13 protein-coding genes and 4 pseudogenes are annotated in these 16,879 nt (G+C 67.7%); 7 read left to right on the top strand and 10 right to left on the bottom strand.

The window, feature by feature from the left end; translation table 11 throughout:
* Positions 1 to 596: pseudogene (locus tag ABEA93_RS39225) on the bottom strand (hypothetical protein); the annotation flags it as partial.
* A gap of 1,398 nt (positions 597 to 1,994) precedes the next feature.
* Here ABEA93_RS39225 and ABEA93_RS39220 point away from each other — a divergent pair.
* The 4 genes from ABEA93_RS39220 to ABEA93_RS39205 all read left to right on the top strand — a co-directional run bounded on the left by ABEA93_RS39220 (position 1,995) and on the right by ABEA93_RS39205 (position 4,795).
* Positions 1,995 to 2,558 (top strand): hypothetical protein, encoded by a 564-nt coding sequence (locus ABEA93_RS39220; protein WP_345680768.1) that lies wholly within the window; start codon positions 1,995 to 1,997, stop codon positions 2,556 to 2,558.
* A gap of 375 nt (positions 2,559 to 2,933) precedes the next feature.
* Positions 2,934 to 3,758 (top strand): hypothetical protein, encoded by an 825-nt coding sequence (locus ABEA93_RS39215; RefSeq protein ID WP_345680767.1) that lies wholly within the window; start codon positions 2,934 to 2,936, stop codon positions 3,756 to 3,758.
* Between the two features lie 472 nt (positions 3,759 to 4,230).
* Positions 4,231 to 4,653 (top strand): helicase associated domain-containing protein, encoded by a 423-nt coding sequence (locus tag ABEA93_RS39210; protein WP_345680766.1) that lies wholly within the window; start codon positions 4,231 to 4,233, stop codon positions 4,651 to 4,653.
* A 28-nt stretch (positions 4,654 to 4,681) separates the two neighbouring features.
* The gene (locus tag ABEA93_RS39205; protein WP_345680765.1) at positions 4,682 to 4,795 is read left to right on the top strand and encodes a helicase; all 114 of its coding nucleotides are present in this window, start codon (positions 4,682 to 4,684) and stop codon (positions 4,793 to 4,795) included.
* Between the two features lie 268 nt (positions 4,796 to 5,063).
* On the opposite strand, the gene ABEA93_RS39200 is transcribed toward ABEA93_RS39205, so the two are convergent.
* From ABEA93_RS39200 to ABEA93_RS39185, 4 genes and pseudogenes are all read right to left on the bottom strand, one after another.
* Entirely contained in the window at positions 5,064 to 5,921 is an 858-nt protein-coding gene (locus tag ABEA93_RS39200; RefSeq protein WP_345680764.1) for a helix-turn-helix domain-containing protein, read from the bottom strand.
* Positions 5,922 to 6,383: 462 nt separating this feature from the next.
* A complete protein-coding gene (locus ABEA93_RS39195; RefSeq protein ID WP_345680763.1) occupies positions 6,384 to 6,638 on the bottom strand; it encodes a hypothetical protein in 255 nt (84 codons plus the stop codon).
* A 175-nt stretch (positions 6,639 to 6,813) separates the two neighbouring features.
* Positions 6,814 to 8,091: a M20 metallopeptidase family protein gene (locus ABEA93_RS39190; RefSeq protein WP_345680762.1), complete on the bottom strand. Its 1,278-nt coding sequence runs from the start codon at positions 8,089 to 8,091 to the stop codon at positions 6,814 to 6,816.
* A gap of 224 nt (positions 8,092 to 8,315) precedes the next feature.
* Positions 8,316 to 9,144: pseudogene (locus tag ABEA93_RS39185) on the bottom strand (IS5 family transposase).
* Positions 9,145 to 9,449: 305 nt separating this feature from the next.
* Here ABEA93_RS39185 and ABEA93_RS39175 point away from each other — a divergent pair.
* Positions 9,450 to 9,923 carry an NUDIX hydrolase gene (locus tag ABEA93_RS39175; RefSeq protein WP_345680761.1) on the top strand — a complete coding sequence of 158 codons (474 nt, stop codon included), beginning with the start codon at positions 9,450 to 9,452 and terminating at the stop codon, positions 9,921 to 9,923.
* A 1,261-nt stretch (positions 9,924 to 11,184) separates the two neighbouring features.
* On the opposite strand, the pseudogene ABEA93_RS39170 reads toward ABEA93_RS39175, so the two are convergent.
* Both ABEA93_RS39170 and ABEA93_RS39165 read right to left on the bottom strand, forming a co-directional pair.
* Positions 11,185 to 12,428: pseudogene (locus tag ABEA93_RS39170) on the bottom strand (IS3 family transposase).
* A gap of 263 nt (positions 12,429 to 12,691) precedes the next feature.
* Positions 12,692 to 13,579, bottom strand: a complete 888-nt coding sequence (locus ABEA93_RS39165; RefSeq protein ID WP_345680760.1) for a LysR family transcriptional regulator — start codon at positions 13,577 to 13,579, stop codon at positions 12,692 to 12,694.
* A gap of 149 nt (positions 13,580 to 13,728) precedes the next feature.
* Here ABEA93_RS39165 and ABEA93_RS39160 point away from each other — a divergent pair, with 149 nt between their 5' ends.
* Entirely contained in the window at positions 13,729 to 14,097 is a 369-nt protein-coding gene (locus ABEA93_RS39160) for a nuclear transport factor 2 family protein (protein WP_345680759.1), read from the top strand.
* A gap of 48 nt (positions 14,098 to 14,145) precedes the next feature.
* Positions 14,146 to 14,967 (top strand): alpha/beta fold hydrolase, encoded by an 822-nt coding sequence (locus tag ABEA93_RS39155; protein WP_345680758.1) that lies wholly within the window; start codon positions 14,146 to 14,148, stop codon positions 14,965 to 14,967.
* Between the two features lie 37 nt (positions 14,968 to 15,004).
* On the opposite strand, the pseudogene ABEA93_RS39150 reads toward ABEA93_RS39155, so the two are convergent.
* The 3 genes and pseudogenes from ABEA93_RS39150 to ABEA93_RS39140 form a co-directional block, all read right to left on the bottom strand.
* Positions 15,005 to 15,313 (bottom strand): annotated as a pseudogene (locus tag ABEA93_RS39150) (transposase family protein); the annotation flags it as partial.
* The gene (locus ABEA93_RS39145; protein WP_345680757.1) at positions 15,277 to 15,561 is read right to left on the bottom strand and encodes a hypothetical protein; all 285 of its coding nucleotides are present in this window, start codon (positions 15,559 to 15,561) and stop codon (positions 15,277 to 15,279) included. The pseudogene ABEA93_RS39150 and the gene ABEA93_RS39145, both read right to left, overlap by 37 nt.
* Before the next feature lie 336 nt (positions 15,562 to 15,897).
* Positions 15,898 to 16,818, bottom strand: coding sequence for an NADP-dependent oxidoreductase (locus ABEA93_RS39140; protein WP_345680756.1), 921 nt, complete (start codon positions 16,816 to 16,818; stop codon positions 15,898 to 15,900).
* Positions 16,819 to 16,879 lie beyond the last annotated feature (61 nt).

Raw genomic sequence — 16,879 nt, 5'->3', positions numbered from 1 at the left:
GGGACGGTGGGAGCGGCCGGCACAGCAGCAGCGGACGAGGCAGCAGCCGAACGCGTACGCTTCCGGACCGACTTCGACTTGGTCCCCGGCACAGCATCGCCCGGGTCCGCACCGGCCGGCACAGCAGGAGCGGACAGGGAAGACGCCGCAGGGCCGACCGGAGCGGGCGCGGGGGACGCCGAAGGCCCGCGGGCACTCCCCCGCTTCCGACCGGACACGGCCGAACCCAAAGCAGGTACATCGGTCTCCGGCACAGCGGCGGCAGCGGGCGTGGCCGGGGCCGGGGCGGAAGTCCGGCGGGGCACGTCAGCCGCCGCAGCGGACGCCCGGACCCGGGCCGCGGCTGCGGCGGGGGCGGGGGCGGGGGCGGGGGCGGGGGCGGGCAGTGCGGGGCGGATGTAGCGGGCCCAGGTCAGCTCCAACAGGTCCCACACCTCCTGCGCGGGTGTGTGGCGCGGACCGCCGAACACGGCACGGTCCGCCGTGAGCAGGGTGTGCCAGTCGTCGCCGGTCGCACGCAGCTCCGCCAACGCGGTAAGCGCCTGGCGCAGCCGGGCGCCGGCCTCGGCGGCGAGACGACCCCGCGGCGGAGACACCAAAGGCTCCGCAGCCGCCGCCAGAACCTCCAACACCTCGAACGGCGGCACCTCCGGATCCGTCCACAACACATCACCCGGGGCCGGGAGTCGATGGCCCCCAGCAAGCCCGACAGGCGTGGCGGCAGACACCCCAGGCACGGGCGCGGCGGACAACTGGACGGCAGACAACGGGGCGGCAGACACGGCGTGCTCAGGCACGGCAGCAGACCCCGGTACGGCGGATACGGGGAGCGCGGTGCCCAACGGCACGGCGGAACGGGCCCCGGACGGCGTGACAACCGACCCGGGCACGGACTGGGTGACGGGCGCGGCAGCAACCCCCGCAGACGGCACAGCGACGGGAACGGGCAGGGCAGCGGGCCCAGCACTGTCAGGCACGACGGAACCGGCCTTACGGGACCCGGACTTCACCGACGGCTTCCCGGGCACGGCACTCCGGCGCCCGGCGGAACCGGCCTTGCGGGCAGCGGACGGCGCAGCGGCCGACTCGGGCTGGGTGGCGGGCGAGGCACTCCCGGGCGCAGCAGAACGGGCCTTACGCGCCCTGAACTCCACCGACCGCCCCCCGGACACGGGTGCGGCGCCGGCAGCCGCGGCCCCCGACCCGGGCTCGGCAGGTACGGCGGGCGAGGCGTTCTCAGGCGCAGCGGAACGGGCCTTCCCAGAGCGGGACTTCACCGACGGGTCGGCGGGTACAGCGGGCGCGGTGTCGTCCCCGGAGGACGCAGCCGGCGACGGGGTGTCGTCCGAACCGTCCGAGGCGTCGGAGAACAACACGCCCGGAACCGGAACACCACCAGACGGAGCGGCCGGACCGGACGGCGCAGGAGACACCGGAGCCGACCCCGGCGCGGACACCGAAGCAGAACGGGCCTTCCCAGCCCTGGACCCCGACGACGACTTCGATCGCTTCGACGGCTCCGACGCCACCACCAGGAACGCCCCCTTCACACCACGCGGCCCACACCAGCAGCCGAAAAATGTACCTGCGATGGAGAGCCTAACGCATGCGGTACACAACATGCGTCGGCACGCGCGAAAATGTCACGGTGACAGTCAGGGCGGGGCGGCGGGCGCGCACCGCCCCGGCACGGCCTCGAGGTAGGGCAAATGTGTTTCGCCAGCCGAATGTAGTGAGGTACGCACAGCACGGCGCCGATCGACCCGCGAAGTACAGCGGCTGCGGGGGCGGCAATCGCCATATGCCGACGCTGTGTTCGCAACCGGGGGGCGACAAGAACCACCTTGTCCGTATGAGCACTACAGCGCGGTGCGAGGCATCACTCGCAGCTGGGCCGCGTCCTGTTGCACGCTCTGCAGAAGATTCTTTGTCAGACAGGGTCTCTTTCGCAGCTATGGGGTGTGGATCTTCGTGCCACTGCGGGGAGCTGCCTGATGACCACGTCCACCTCGACGGATCCAGGGCTTGTTTTGAGCCCGAACGTCTTCTCCACCCTCGCGGATCTGGTGCAGGTGCGCCGGGCAAGCTCTGCGTTGGTTCGCACCGCTCCGCGGGTCTTCACGCCATCGAGGAACCACCGCCCCGGCCCAAGGCGAGGAAAGCGGCACGGGACGCCCTCCTCAGTCTGGAAGAACCGCTGGCCAACGGCGATCGGCCTGACCTTCCATTCGTTCGGGCCGGTCCGTCCGGGGTCATCGGACCCGCGGGGAACGGCCTTCGGATTCCGCGACCGGCGGCTGCCCTACGACGACTGGGCCCAGGCACCGCACTTCGACACCATGCAGCTGGCACGGATCCGTGCGGCATTGGACGCCCAGCGCCAGATCCGGGCCATCCTCGGCAGCGGCGCCTTCGCAGCGGTCTACGACCAACTGAACCATCCCTCCGATCCATCCACCGCTTTCGGTTCCCCCCGCCCGCCGACACTGCGCCTGCCAGCCACCGCAACGGGCCGTGCGGTTGTGGAGCTACGACTGCAGGGCGCAGAAACGCGTTAGCCGCGCGCTAGCACACCCGGGCATGACCATCCCGGATACTTGCCGACGGTGACGAAGCACTCGCGTTCACTCATGCAGGGCGGTCGTTCACATCCCGACCTGCCCGGTGGAGCACTGGCCTGGGCGGTTTCCTGATCAACGACGACCGGCCCACGTGAACGGGTCGGGTGTGGCACACATTCGAGAACATCGGGCGGCGCAGGGCCATCGGCTTGCGTGAACGGCGATATCCCCGCAAGCATTGGTGCGAACATCTTGCCGGTGCGGCCGAGGATGTCGCGGAGCTGCCGATTGCGCCGGGAGGCGGTGCCTTGGAGCCAGGGTTCCCGCCGTCGCCTCAGGCAGTTCAGTGCCCTCTGTGTGAAGGGAGCGGTTGTGACCCAGCCCAGCGACGCAAGAGACGACGCGGAGGCCCTGAACGCCATATACGGTGACCAGCACTCCGACTCCGACGCCGCCGCCGCGAAAAGCGACGAGGAGGCCCTGGACGCTATATACGGTAAGCCGCACTCCAACACCGCCGCGGAACGCGTGGCCGTGGCACCGGACGCCATAGACCGTGGCCCCACCCGCGGGGCGAGGGCAGCCAGCCGCCGTGGCCTGGACACCGCCGTGATGGGGTTCGGGCAGGTAGCTGGCACGGCTCGGATTGGCTCCACGCACACGGCATCCGCTACACAGGTGGCGCCGACTGGCCGCCGGCCACGGGACGCCCGAGTCGACCGCTCGATGCCCGGGCCCGCCGACAAGACATACGCAAACCAAGGGACAGAGCAGAAGGCGCCACTCAGCGCGCGCATCCTCGCGCTGGCCATAAATAGGATCGGCTCCAATATCACGGCTGAGCAGGTTGCGGCCACTACCGCCTACAAGGCCGCCTACAAAGCGGCCCAGAAGGCGGCAGTGGCCGTCAAGGTAGCGACAGAGGTGGTCTCGATGGCCGTTCCGGCCGCCCACACTGGCGTTCCGGTCGACGTTGTGTCGGCTGGCATGAAGGCGGCCAGGGTCAGCTCGGTGCGGCATCCGGGTGTACGGGCTCTTGCCCGGAAGGTGTCCGAGGTCGCGGGCAGGGAGGCAGTCGAGGCAGCGGTCTCCCGGGCCGAAGTACGGCAGGGGGTGATACGGCAGCAGCCCTTGGAGGCGTCCACCCGCCGGAATGCGCCCCGGCTCGCGCGCGATGCGGCGCCTGGTTTGACCTGACGATCCAGAGGGTTGGGAGTTGTCGTCGTCAGATATCACGACGACACGGTGCAGCGAACACAGCAGATGTCAACTACCTTGGTGAATAAAGGAGTTCCACTGAATCGCGCAACCCCCTTGCCCAACAAGGGAGTTTGGTATCGGCGGCCCGCACTGTAGGTCCAACGGGCGACACGGGAGCCCCGCACAGAACACCGGCACCACACCGAACCCAGCCCCCGGAAACGTGCCCCAAGGCCCACCGGAAGCCCGCACGACGCACCGACAACCCCGGAGGGCCCCCGCCGGACACAGCACAGCAGGCGGGCACCGCGTCGCGAGCACCACGGCAGGCGAAGGCCCACCCGGACGCCACGGCGCAGCAGGCGGCACCCGGCAAGCCAGCCCCGACACGACCGCCACGGTGGGCACAACCCGGGGCGGGCCGCAGGACCGGACAAGCCAGCACCCGGACGAATCAGCCACGGGCCGCGTGAGCGCCACGGCAGGCAACCAACGCCGCCCCGGATTCCTGGCCGGCCACCCCGAACGCGCCGAAGCCCTCGCCGCCATCGACCCGGACCGGAACCCGTCATGGCCGCTCGACCGGCAACGCCACGACGCGGGCGTACGCGAATCCCTCACCGCGGGCGCGAAGCTGGACGAACTGGTGCCCGGGGTCACCATCCACGAACACGACATCGGGCAGTGGCTCGACCGCCCGCGCCAGCCGACGACCCGGCGCGGCCTGTCCGTCGGACAACGTCAACGGCTCGAGGCGATGGGCGTGAAACCCCAGGCAACCCCCAAAGCCGGGAAGGCCCCGAAAGCCACCCAGAGGGCTGCTGGCGGGCTGTGCAGCGGCTTTGAGAGCGCTCCGTCAGTACCACCGACACCGTCCCCAGGAGCCACCTAGAGGCCCTGGAAGCAGCGCCGAAGGCGGGGTGCCGGTGGAGGTAAAGCTCGGCGGCTGGATCACCAACACGAAGAGCCGCCGCGCCAAACTCACCACCGAACAACTCGACCAACTCGCCGAACTGGGCTTGCAGCGGCGATAGGCGAAGACACCGAAGGGGGCGCAACAGCAGCGGCTGCTGCGCCCGTGGTCTGGCAGAACAAGGTCGCTGTCCGCGTCAGGCCGACCTGGACATGGCCGTCCAGGTCAGTTCCGCCGGCCCCGGTTGCACGTTCTGGATAGGCCCCACGCGCGAACTATGAGAGACATGGTTGAGCCCAATTCCTAACAAGGGTCCGGAAACACAATATGGCCGTCCCTCCCAACCCAGCACGAGCAGCCTCCGCCGAAGCGGACACACACCCGACGGCCTACGCGGGTCCTCCTACTGGACCCTCAGCCGGAGAGGTTGGCGTCCGGTACGCCGAGCCGTATCCGGCACCACCGCCAGCCGCTCTCGCCCAACCCCATCCCGGCAACCGGTCACAAGCATTCATCAACCGGGCAGGCCAACAGGATCCCTGAGGCCCATGGAAGAGCGGGGCCCTCGCCTCGGTCGCCCGTTCGCAACCTCCGGCGTCACAGATCCACCACACCCGGACCGCTACACAATCACGCACCCCCAGGCCCAACCCGACCGGGCCGGCCGGGGCACGGCGCGAGCGCTGCCCCGACCAGTGGGTGTCGCTGCCGGGCGTGGACTCCAACGTGGCCACCAGCACGTCTTCGACCCGGTCGAGCAGGATCGACGGCGGTCGGCCGGGCCGCGGTTCGTCCTGCAGCCCATCGAGCCGATTGGCGATGAACCGGGCCCGCCAGCGCTCCACCGTCGACTCGTCGACGCCCATGTCCAGTGCGGCGTGCTTGTTCGTCCCGCCCTCCGCGCACCGCAGCACGATCCCGGCCCGCAGAGCGAGGAACTGCGCAGTCTTCGCCCGCCTCGCCCAGCGCTCCAGTTGCTCCCGCTCGGCATCGCTCAGGACCAGATCGGCCTTCGGTCGGCCGATGCGGCCCGCGTCCTGCAGGCCGACCAGCCCCTCGGCCGCGAACTTGCGACACCACTTGCCCACCGTCTTGACCTGGACACCAACATGCCACCCAGCAGAGGCATTCGACATCCCGTCAGCGCACGCCAAGACGATCCTGGCCCGCTCAGCGGCTCTCCGATCCGACAACGCCGCCCGACGCACCAACTCGGCACGCTCGTCCTCAGACAAAGTGATCACCACGGCAGAACGCCCAGGATGCGACACCCGAAAAGGGTAGCAACTTACCCCTGGAATTTACGGCGCATCACACTAGAACGGCTGGATCCACTTCGCGGTACGACGCAAGTCCGCCGGTTGTTGGCGGGCTACCGGCTGGTGCGCGACCTTTCGTGAGTTGGATCAAAGACGAGTGCGGTGATTTCCGCGCCTGGACGACGCGGGCGACGGAATCACTGGCATGGTCAGCGTGGCTTCAACACCGCGGGCCGTGGCGTAGTCCAATGGCCTCTTGGCACCGGAGTGCGTCACAACCACCCTTGTCCAGAACCGGACTTGAAGACGTCGAGGCCCGCAAGGACCAGGTATGCAGCGGCTCCGAAGGAGACGCCAAGTCCGGCACCGACTCCCGGGGATGTTCCAGTTGCGTCTCTTGTGCTTCTGCGCACCCTCACTCAGCCCGGACAACTGTGCGAACTTTGCGCGTTAGGGTCCGCGGGCGCCGTGCTCGCGCATGCACCCGGCGTACTTCACCATGTCGCCCTTCTCACCCGCGGCGGCCTTCGGCGGCGCGGACGAGCCCTTGCCCTGGTCGCCGAGCGACGCGACACCGTCCTTGCCGCCGTCCGACCCGCCCGACGAGCACGCCGACAGCGCCAGGAGCGACACCAGCACCGCCGCGCCCGCCCCGGCCGACGTCCGATGCAGGCGCGTGCGGTGCCGCGTGGGGAGATTGCGCATCCCAGGATCCCTTCGCCGGCGGACGGCACGCTGCCGTCCGACCTGCCACCGGTTCTACGGAGCCGCCGGTTCGCCGCCGGTTCGCGACGTGCTAACCGCGCGCTAACCGGGGGCGCATGATGGCGTCCACGCAACGAGACCGCCGCTGGCACGCCCGGGTCGACGCCAACCGGAATCAGCGCGCGAGCAAGAGCGCCCGCTCGCCGACCCGTTCCCGCGGCCGGACCGGGGTGGCGCCGAGCGCGGCGAACTGCGCTGCGGCCAGCACGGGTGCCCGGCGGTCGACATCGAAAGTCGGAGTGTGCAGCTTTCGTCGGCTGTCGACCAGAGGCATGCCCACGGGCACGATCCCCAGCTGCGTATAGTGGGTCATGTCCACGCCCGGAATGGCCTTCCGGCCGTCCTTCGCCGGAACCCCCGTGCCGAAGAACGCAAAGTCGTCGCCGCCGGGGGACCCTTCGAACAACACCACGTTCGCCTCGCCCGCTACCGCGCCGAGGATCGCGCGCACCTCCGGCTCCGCGGTGTTGATCACCGGCGGCAGCAGGTCGATCAGGTTGACCTTGGCTCCGGTGTAACCGTTCTCCAGCACGACGGCGTCGGCAATCTTCAGGAGTTCTTTCGGCGCGGCACGGTATGTCTTCATGGTCGGCGAACGCAGCGTAGCCAAGCCCTCGCCGTGATCCGGGATGACGTTCATCACCGTCCCGGCGCTGAAACGTCCGAACGACAGGACCGGGCGCTCGCTTTCCGGCACGTTGGCGTAGAGCTTTCGGAGCCCGTTTAGCATGCCGACGATCAGATGGGCTCCGACCTCGACCGGGTTCTCGCTCTCTTCCGGACGAGCAGTGTGGCCGCCCGGGCCGTTCAGGTCCAATTCGACCCTGTGCGCGCTGTATTGCGTCGGACCCTGGCGGACGCCGTACTGGCCGATCCGGATCGTCGGCCAGCAATGCAGGCCGTAGGCCGCCACCGCATGTTCGAGGACATTGTCCTCCTGGATCATGACGGCGGCGCCGGTGCCGGATTCTTCAGCTGGCCGGAACACGAACCGGACGCGGTTGGCCAGTTCCCCGCGGTCGTCGAGCTCTTTGAGGACATGCGCCGCGCCGACCAACCCCGCCGTCGTGACGTCGTGGCCGCAGCCGTGATGGACACCGTCGTTCCGCGACCGGTACTCGACGTTGCGTTTGTCGGGCAATTTCAGAGCGTCGATGTCGGCGCTCAGCACGGTGACTTGACCGTCTTTCGGTCCGACTTCCGCGATGACGCCCGTACCGCGACTGCCCCGGATCGGGCTGAGGCCGATCGAGGCCAACTCCGCCTCGATCTTTTCGGTGGTGCGGTGCTCCTTCCACGACGGCTCCGGGTGCCGGGCCAGATCCTCGCGGAACTCGCGAGTCGCCTCCGTCCTTGCCAACGTCGCTTCACGGATCTCGCTGTACGTCGCCATACCGCCGCCTTCCCGTGCCGTGAGGGGGCCTGCCGGCTATCCGCGGGATTATTTGCCCGCCTGGCAGACGATCCCGGCCGTCGCGTCCGCCTTCGCGGTATCGGATTTCATTCCGGCGCCATTGCCGCTTCGGGTTGCACCATTGCCGCATGTGCCTCTATGAGTCACACCAGCCCCACCAAGTCGAGTGGCGGCCCGGTCCGGCCTCGGCCGTGCCTGAAGGGTCAAGATCTGAGCCAGATGAAGATGGCTGCGACGCGTAGTGCGCGGCTTGGTAGTTGGTGGCGAGTTTGTCGGTGCGCATGGCGATGCCGCGCCATTGCTTGAGCTTGTCTATGCAGCGTTCGACCGCGTTGCGTTGCCGGTAGGCGTCACGGTCCAGGTGGCGCGGTCGGCCTCCGCGCCGGCCGCGTCGTTTGCGGTTGGCCTGCTGTCGGCGGGTTCGGGGATGACCGCGCGGATCCCGCGTCGTGGCAGGTAGGCGCGGATCGCCTTCGAGGAGTATGCCCGATCGGCGAGCACCGCATCGAGCCGGACGCGTGGTCTTCCGACCGGCCGCGGGACCCGGATCGCCGCCTGACATTGGTGAATTGGGGTGCGTCGCCGTGTTGTCCGGCGGTGACGACGAAAGCGAGGGGCGGCAGCGGCCGTCCGCGGCGAGGTGGACGTTCGTGGTCAGTCCGCCGCGGACCTGCCGAGGGCGTGGTCGTGCGGCTCGCCGGGCGGCGCCCCCTTTTCGGGGCGTCGGCGACGCGCTGGTGGGCGCGGACGATCGTGGAGTCGACGCCGACGAGCCAGTCCAGGTCGCCGCCCGCGTCAGCGCGGGCCTGGAGTGCGACGAGGATCCGGTGCCATGTCCCGTCGCGGCCCCAGCAGGTGAAGCGGTGGAACACCGTCTGCCACGGCGGGCATTGGGCAGGCAGATCCCGCCAAGCAAGGCAGTTGCGGTACTTGAATGCGAACCGCGTCGATCACCGCCCGATGATCCGTCCGCTGTCCGCCCCGCCGCGGCGTCCGGTCCGGCAGCAACGGCTCGACCGGAACGCCTACCATGCGCGCAACGCGGTCGAACGCTGCAGCAAGCGGCTCAAACAATGGCGCGGCATCGCCATACGTGTCGGCAAACTGGCTACCAACCAACCACCAACCACAAGCCGCACCACACATCGCCGCCATCGTCATCCGGCCCAAAGCTCTACCCACCAGACACTGCCCAGGGCTCCCTCGCCGAGACTCAGGGCGCCATGGCCTCAGCAGACAGCCACGGACACGAGCACACCGCGGGCCGAAACGGTACGGGGGAGCACCTATGGTCAGAAGCGCGAGTGAGGATTCACGGGGCGAGGAGGCCTGTTCTTATGGCACGAGTCGACTACTTCCACGACCCCGCCGCCCCACGGGCGAACTCGGTGGTCCCCTCGGTGACCGCGGTGGTCCGCGACGAGCGGGGCAGGCTCCTGATGATCCATCGGACCGACAACGATTTGTGGTCCATCCCTGGCGGCGCTCACGACATCGGTGAATCGATCGCTCAGACCGTTGTGCGCGAGGTGGACGAGGAAACCGGGATCCGCATCAGAGTGCTCGGCGTCGTGGGCCTCTATACGGACCCTGGCCACGTGATCGCCTATGACGACGGTGAGGTTCGGCAGCAGTTCTCCATCTGCTTCCGTGCCCTTCCGATCGGCGGAGAGCTGCGAACGAGCAGCGAATCCAAGGAAGTCCGATGGGTCAGACCCGACCATCTCGACGCACTCGGCATTCACCGCTCGATCCGCCTGCGGATTTTTGCTCACGGCCTGGGGCGCCCGGGCGGTGTCCACATCGGCTGATGTGTGTGCCATCGCCGAACGCCGTGAGATGAGAGTTTGCCTCGGCTCGGACTCGGGTCAATCACCAAGGCGCTTGCGGCGGGCTTCAGCTCGCGGCCAGCGAGCAAACCGAGCCTGGCGCCCCAGCAGCAGTCCCCGACCGCGGTCAACACCCGCTTGCACGAAGTAGTTTCGGCTGTCAACCCCTATAAAGTCGCTCATGGGCTGGGACTTGCCCAGGACATGGGCCTGTAGGGGCGGGCGCCTGGTCGCTGATGAGCCGCGCTTCTCGGCGAAGGCCCTGCTCCGTTGCCCTGTTGCGTTCACACCCCCCTTGTTGCCGTCCGCCGACGCAGCCAGTCCGGACCGCTCGCGAGGGCAGACGTGAGGATGACGCTCGTCGACGCCGAGCAGCGGCACTCCCGCAAGGTAAAGCGAAGTTGCGGAGCTGCGCCGAAGCAACCAACGCGGTTGGCGTCCGAGCCGAGACGTAACCCGCTATGAGCGTGCCGGATCGATCGGCCGCTGGATCTGTGCTTGGTTGAGACGCAGACGGTTGTCTCGGTCGGCAGGGTACGGCTGGCCAGGCCGACCGGGCGATTCCGGCAGGGGCGGCCCGGGCCGGACCGCTCGAAGGCATCGACCCGACGAACGCCCACTTCCGACGGCGGATTCGTCCTTCAGGCCGCGGGTGGCGGGTTTCCCCACACGGCTTGGCAACGCACCAACAGTGCGAGGCCAACCGGGATCAGATGCCGTTCACTGGCCACAGCAGGCAACTGCTGTACCCGGATCGCCCGGCATCGGCAAACGTCTAGACTTCGCGCTCGACGCCTCCCTGCCGTTCGGGCGACTTCACTGCGTGCGACGCCGCGTCTTGGCGAACTGCGGGTGACGCGAAGGATCTCCTTCCTTCGTATTCGTTGCGGTGCTCATCCTGCAATGACTTCATCGCGATGGTCCATGCCAGCCCACGTGTCGCTGGATCTTGCACCACTCCGTCGGCCCCTCGATCCTCCAACACACCCTCCCCAAATGAGCATCGGCAGGCAGCGCCTGCAAGTTTCCCAGTCTCCGTTGCATTGAAACACCCAAAAGCCTCGACCAAGATTTCCGCACGCCAGACTTCGAGCGCCATGCCCACGCGCTTCGGACGCTGGGCGGGGTGCCGCTCGGAAAGGTCCGGTACGACAACGTGAAGGCGGCCGTCGTGCAGATCCTCGGGTTCACCCGGCATCAGGTCGAGACGGCGCGGTGAACCGCTCCGGGATTGGTGGAGGCTCTATGCGTTGACTCCAGCCGCCGGTTGGGGCTGGTGTTGAGCGTAGTAGTTGGTCTCGTGCTCGTGGGGCGGGATGTCTCCGATTGCCGTGTGGATGCGTCGGTTGTTGAACCAGTCGGCCCATTCCGCGGTGGCGAGTTCGACGTCGGCGAGGCCGTGCCAGGGCCGGCGGGGTTTGATCAGCTCCGTTTGTAGAGACCGATCCGGGATTCCATGAGCGCGTTGTCCAGGGCATCGCCGACGGTGCCGATCGAGGCGTCGATACTGGCGTCGATCAGGTGCGCGGTGAACGCGAAAGACGTGTAATGGCTGCCCGCGTCCGAGTGATTAACCAGCCTCGGGCCAGCGGGAGTTCCCGCGCGGCGGCGACGCCACAAGGCCATGTCGAGTGCATCGAGGACCAGCTTGGCCCGCTTGCCGGTGGCGGCGGACCAGCCCACGATCACCCGGGAAGAACACGTCCACGACGAACGCGACGTAGACGATCCTGGACCAGGTGGCGACGTAGGTGAAGTCCGCGACCCATCGCTCGTTCGGCCGGGGTGCGGTGAAGTCGCGTTGCAGCAGGTCGGCGGCCCGGTCATGGGCGTCGTCCCGGACAGTGGTGCGGAGCTTCTTCCCTCGTCGGGCGCCCTCCAGGCCCAGGTCGCGCATCAGCCGCGCGACGGTGCAGCGGGCCAACGGTATGCCCTCGCGATGGAGCTGCCGCCAGACTTTCCGGACGCCGTAGACGCTGAAGTTGTCCGTGTAGACGCGGTTGATCTGCGTCTTCAGCCCGGTGTCGCGGACCGGCCGGGCGCTGGGGTTACGGCTTTTCGCCGCGTAGTAGGTGCTCGTTGCGATCTTCAGTCCGTGGCTGGTCAGGACTCGGCAGATCGGCTCGACTCCGAACACCTCGCGGTGAGCGTCGATGAACGCTACGAGCGCTTCGACGGCCGGTCGAGCTCGGCCGCGAAGAAAGTCGAAGCCGCCTTGAGGATCTCGTTCGCCCGCCGCAGTTCGGCGTTCTCCGCCTTCAAGCGCTTGATCTCGGCGGCCTCGTCCGAGGTCGCTCCCGGACGCCGGCCGGCATCGACCTCGGCCTTGCGGACCCAAGTCCGCACCGTCTCAGCGGCACCGATTCCCAGCTTCGCGGCGACCGCCTTCATCGCGGCCCACTCCGTCGGGTAGTTGGGGCGGATCTCCGCGACCATGCGCACCGCAGGCTCACGAAGCTCAGCAGGGTAGGGGGACGGACGCGCCATGACTCGAGCCTCTCAGGGAATCGAGCCTCCATCAGACCCGGAGCGGTTCACCAATCTGGCAAACCGGAATCATGCGAGATTCCGCGATCTACCGTGATGAAACCGTGACCGTCCGGAGCGGGACCCTGCAGCGGCCGCGTGCACCCTCGTGTCCCGCGATGCCCTGGGCGCGACTGCAAGGCGCTGCACATGCATCCTCACGTCTCAGGTAGCCGCCCACTGGCGGAATCCTGGCGGACGCCAGTGGCTGAACCACGGTGTGCTCAGCGATCAAAGCGTCCGATGTCGCGGATGGTCGCGGCCAGGGCGCGGATCATGTCGTTCTCGGCTTCGGAACGCCAGACCAACACATATGTCAACGGTGGGAGGTCCGGAAGCGGAAGCCATCGGATGGTGGGCATGCGCCAGATCTCGGTGACGTGGCTGGGAAAAGGCATGATGATCTCGGCCATACCGACGGCCGTGATGAGTTCCTCGGCATGCAGGGTCTGCTGGGACCGGTCGATGAGGCGGCCCGTGCGGGTTTCGAACGGCATGTAGCCCTCCTCCCAGTAGCCGAGTTTCAAGTCCGCCCAGGCGATCGGGAAATCCGAGAAGACCTCCAGCGGAGCAGCAGACTTCAGGGCCAGCGGGTGGTCCTCCGACACAGCGACGATCCTCGGGTCGGTGAACAGGGCCGGGCCGACTGTCAGGTCGGGCTCGTTGATCGGGAGCCACGCGACGAAGACATCAAAGTCACCCCTGCGCAGTTGTCCGAACGGATCGGCGTAATTCACGAGGCGGACCTGGATCTCCCACTGGGGATTCCGAACGCGGAACGTGCGCCAGAAGTGGTGCAGGTGGGCGAAGTTGAACGGCATCAGTCCCACCCGGAGTCGTCCGTGGACACCTCGCGCCGACATGCGTGCGCGCTCAACCGATTCGCGCAAGCTGGCGTACGCGGGCAGGAAGTCGTTGCGCAGCTGCTGCCCGACGGCCGTCAGGTGGACCCGTCGGCTCGTGCGCTCGAACAGCGATGCCCCAACCTGCCGTTCCAATTTCTTGATCACCTGGCTGACGCGGCCCTGGGAGATGAACAGCTGCTCGGCGGTCTGTCCGAAGTGCAGTGTGTCAGCCAAGGCCAGGAAGATCTCGACATCACGGAATTCCATCTCTTTGCTCCCGTGTCCCGCCCGTGACCCAATCCATCGATTAGTCGGGCTCATCGAACCATGCGCCGACTGCTGTTGTTCCGACTCGGGCGACCGTCAATGCTGAATGGGTCGAACCTGTGCCTGTATCAACACGGAGAGGAAGCGCCATGAGCGACATCAACGAGTTGGTGGACCGATACATCACGGTGTGGAACGAGACCGACGCAAACGCCCGGCGGACGCTGGTCGCAGAGACGTTCAGCGAGCAAGCACGCTATACCGATCCCATGACCGCGGTCACCGGCCGAGCGGACCTGGACGCGGTGATCGCGGCCGTACAGGTCCAGTTCACGGGCCTCGTGTTCAGCCTGGCCGGTGCGGTGGACGCCCACCACGACATCGCCCGCTTCACCTGGAACCTCGGTCTTCCGGGCGAAGAGCCGCTGGTTGTGGGCTTCGACGTCGTCGAGACGGACGGTAGCGGCCGGATCCACCAGGTCCAGGGATTCCTGGACAAGGTGCCCGCCGGAGCCTGACCGCGAGACCCCAACCCCGAGATCAAGGAACCAAGGAGTTTCAGAAGCATGCCGACTTATCAGAGTCCGGTGGACGGGGCCACCCTCGCCTACCAGGACTACGGAACCGGGACCCCGATCGTCTTCGTCGCGGGCTGGTCGCTGAACGGCGACTCCTGGGAATACCAGATGCACCATTTCCTGGAACACGGATACCGGTGCGTGCTGCCGGACCGCCGCGGCCACGGCCGCTCGGACCGCCCGCGCACGGGCTACGACGTCAACACTCGCGCCGACGATCTGGCCGGCCTCATCGAACTACTGGACCTGCAGGACGTCACCCTGGTTGCACATTCATGCGGCGGCGGCGAGGCCGTGCGTTACCTCAGCCGCCACGGCTCTGACCGCGTGGCGCGCCTGGCGATGCTCGCCCCCACGATCCCGTTCATGATGCAGACCGATGACAACCCGGTCGGTGTGCCGAAGGCCGCGCTGGACATGACTCTGGACCTGCTGCGCACCGACCGCCCCAAGTGGTTCGCCGACTTCGTCAGCAGCTACTTCGCCACCCACATGCGACCCGGCATGTCCCAGGCGATGAACGACGAGGAACTCCGGCGTGGCCTGTCGGCGGCCCCCCAGGCGGTCCTGGAGGTGCAGCGCGAGGCGTTCACCACAGACCACCGCGGCGACATCGCCGAACTCACCGTTCCGACACTACTCATCCACGGCCAGGCGGACGCCCAGATCCCCATCGAGATCACCAGCCGCCAGTTGGTGCAACTGGCACCCGATGCGGAGCTGAAGGAGTACTGGGACGCCGGCCACGGCCTCTACCTCACCCACAAGGACGAGGTGAACGCCGACCTCCACGCCTTCATCAAGGGCTGACCGGGATCGGACGGGCTGGTTGGCCCTCCCCGCTCGGCAGCCGCTCGGCCGCCGCTTCCGGGCGGGCCGCCGGCTCCAAGGCCAGGTAGAGACTGAGCCGCTGCACTATCCGGCGCGCCGTCGCGATCGACGCCCCGAACAACGGCGCCATCTGCCGCATGGTCAGGTTCGTCCGCAGCCCGACCGCAATCAGCAGGACCCGGCGGTCCGAGGGCAGACACCACAGACGCCCCCGCCGAGGCCCGTGCGGGGTCACGCTCCCGGACCGCCCACCAACCGCAGAACCCATCTGCAGCCCCGTGAACGTCCTCACCCACACCGGCTCGACACGCAACACCCCACCCATACAAGGGAGATACCTCGACCGGACTTCTGCAGCGACTTGTAGGCGAACATCGCAATGACGGACACGAGCGTGAACACTTCCACACCGGACGCCGGGCGCGCGTCGTCCGGCGCCTGTATCGGCTCGATCTCCAAGGCCATGTCGCCCAGTTCGAGCTGCGAACGAGTGACCTGCTCGACCAACTCGCCGGCCTGTGCCACGAGCTGCTCGAACCGTTCCCGGCTGACCTGCCCCACTTGCTCCCACACGGCAACCACCGCCTTCGGCGCACGCCGGGGACGACCGACACGAGCCGATGTTGGCCCGATCTCCCGAAGAGACGGGACGGCAGTGCGGCAAACAATGGAGGCAGCCGTACGCTACGAGTCAACGTTTCCGTTGAGCTGGTCCCGGCGGGATCGATCTCAAGGAGCACCTACAAGAATTTCCCTCGTTCACGCTCCAAAAGACGTATGGCCCCGCCGCTGCCGCTCTCGACCGGCTCGGACACCACCGACCCGGTCGAACGGAAACAAGGGCACACCCGGCCTTCCCTGCACAAGACAGGCGGCGTCCCACGTCCACCCGCGATGAACGGGCACGGATCACATAGTGACACCGATCTTGCCCACGGTCCCCCTCGAGAAGTCCGCAAGGGCAGTGAGTGTCTCCGCCAACGGATACGAGACGGTCAGGGGAACACGCAAGTGACCGGCCACCACATCGCCGGCAAGCCCATTCAGGGTGTGCTGGCCCGGATCAGCCAAGATGACCGAGGCCCGGAGGTCCCTGTCGTCGTCCGGTGTGAAGTGCACGGTGGAGGCAAAACGCCCGCCATCCGCGACCAAGCTGGCCACTTCACGACCATCGCCAGCAAGATGAAGCGCGCCAGCCACCCCTGTAGGAGCAACGGTTCGCACCTGCGCCGATACGTCCGAACGGTCAACCACGATCGCCGCCCCCAAGTCCTTGACTAATTGGGCTTGGGCACCGGGGTGGGCGGTCGCAATGACCGTCGCTCCGCGCGCGCGGGCCATTTGGATCGCGTAAGCGCCCACGCCGCCCGTCGCGCCGGAGATCAGAATCGTCTCGCCATCCTCCGGAGCGATTGCGTCGATCGCGTTGAGCGCTGCGGTTCCCGCCAGACCAAGTGCGCCGGCTTGCTCAAAATCCAGGCCGTCCGGAATCCGCGCAATGCCATATCCGGCCGGAACGGCAACATACTCCGCAAAACCGCCCTGTCCGAGCGTCGGCCGCATGATCACGCCGAAGACGCTGTCCCCGACGGCCCAGTTGGATATGCCGTCGCCGACGGCTACCACCTCGCCTGCGACGTCCTTGCCAAGGATCACCGGAAATTCGTACTCGTAGGTTCCTTTCAGAAAACCGCCGAGCACCCCGAAGTCGAAACCGTTCACGGAAGACGCTCGCACGCGGAGGAGCACCTCACCCGGGGCCACCGTCGGAGCAGGGAGGTCGGTGACAACAGGAGGAGAACCGAAACCGGTGAACGCTACTGCACGCATATCCTGTTCCTTAGGGCCTGCACATGAGGCTGCGCACACGGCCCCGTAGTCAACAGAAGAA

The sequence above is a fragment of the Yinghuangia aomiensis genome, from assembly GCF_039542225.1.
In the GTDB taxonomy this organism is placed as follows: Bacteria; Actinomycetota; Actinomycetes; order Streptomycetales; family Streptomycetaceae; genus Yinghuangia; species Yinghuangia aomiensis.
This window is presented reverse-complemented; position numbering and strand designations above follow the sequence as displayed.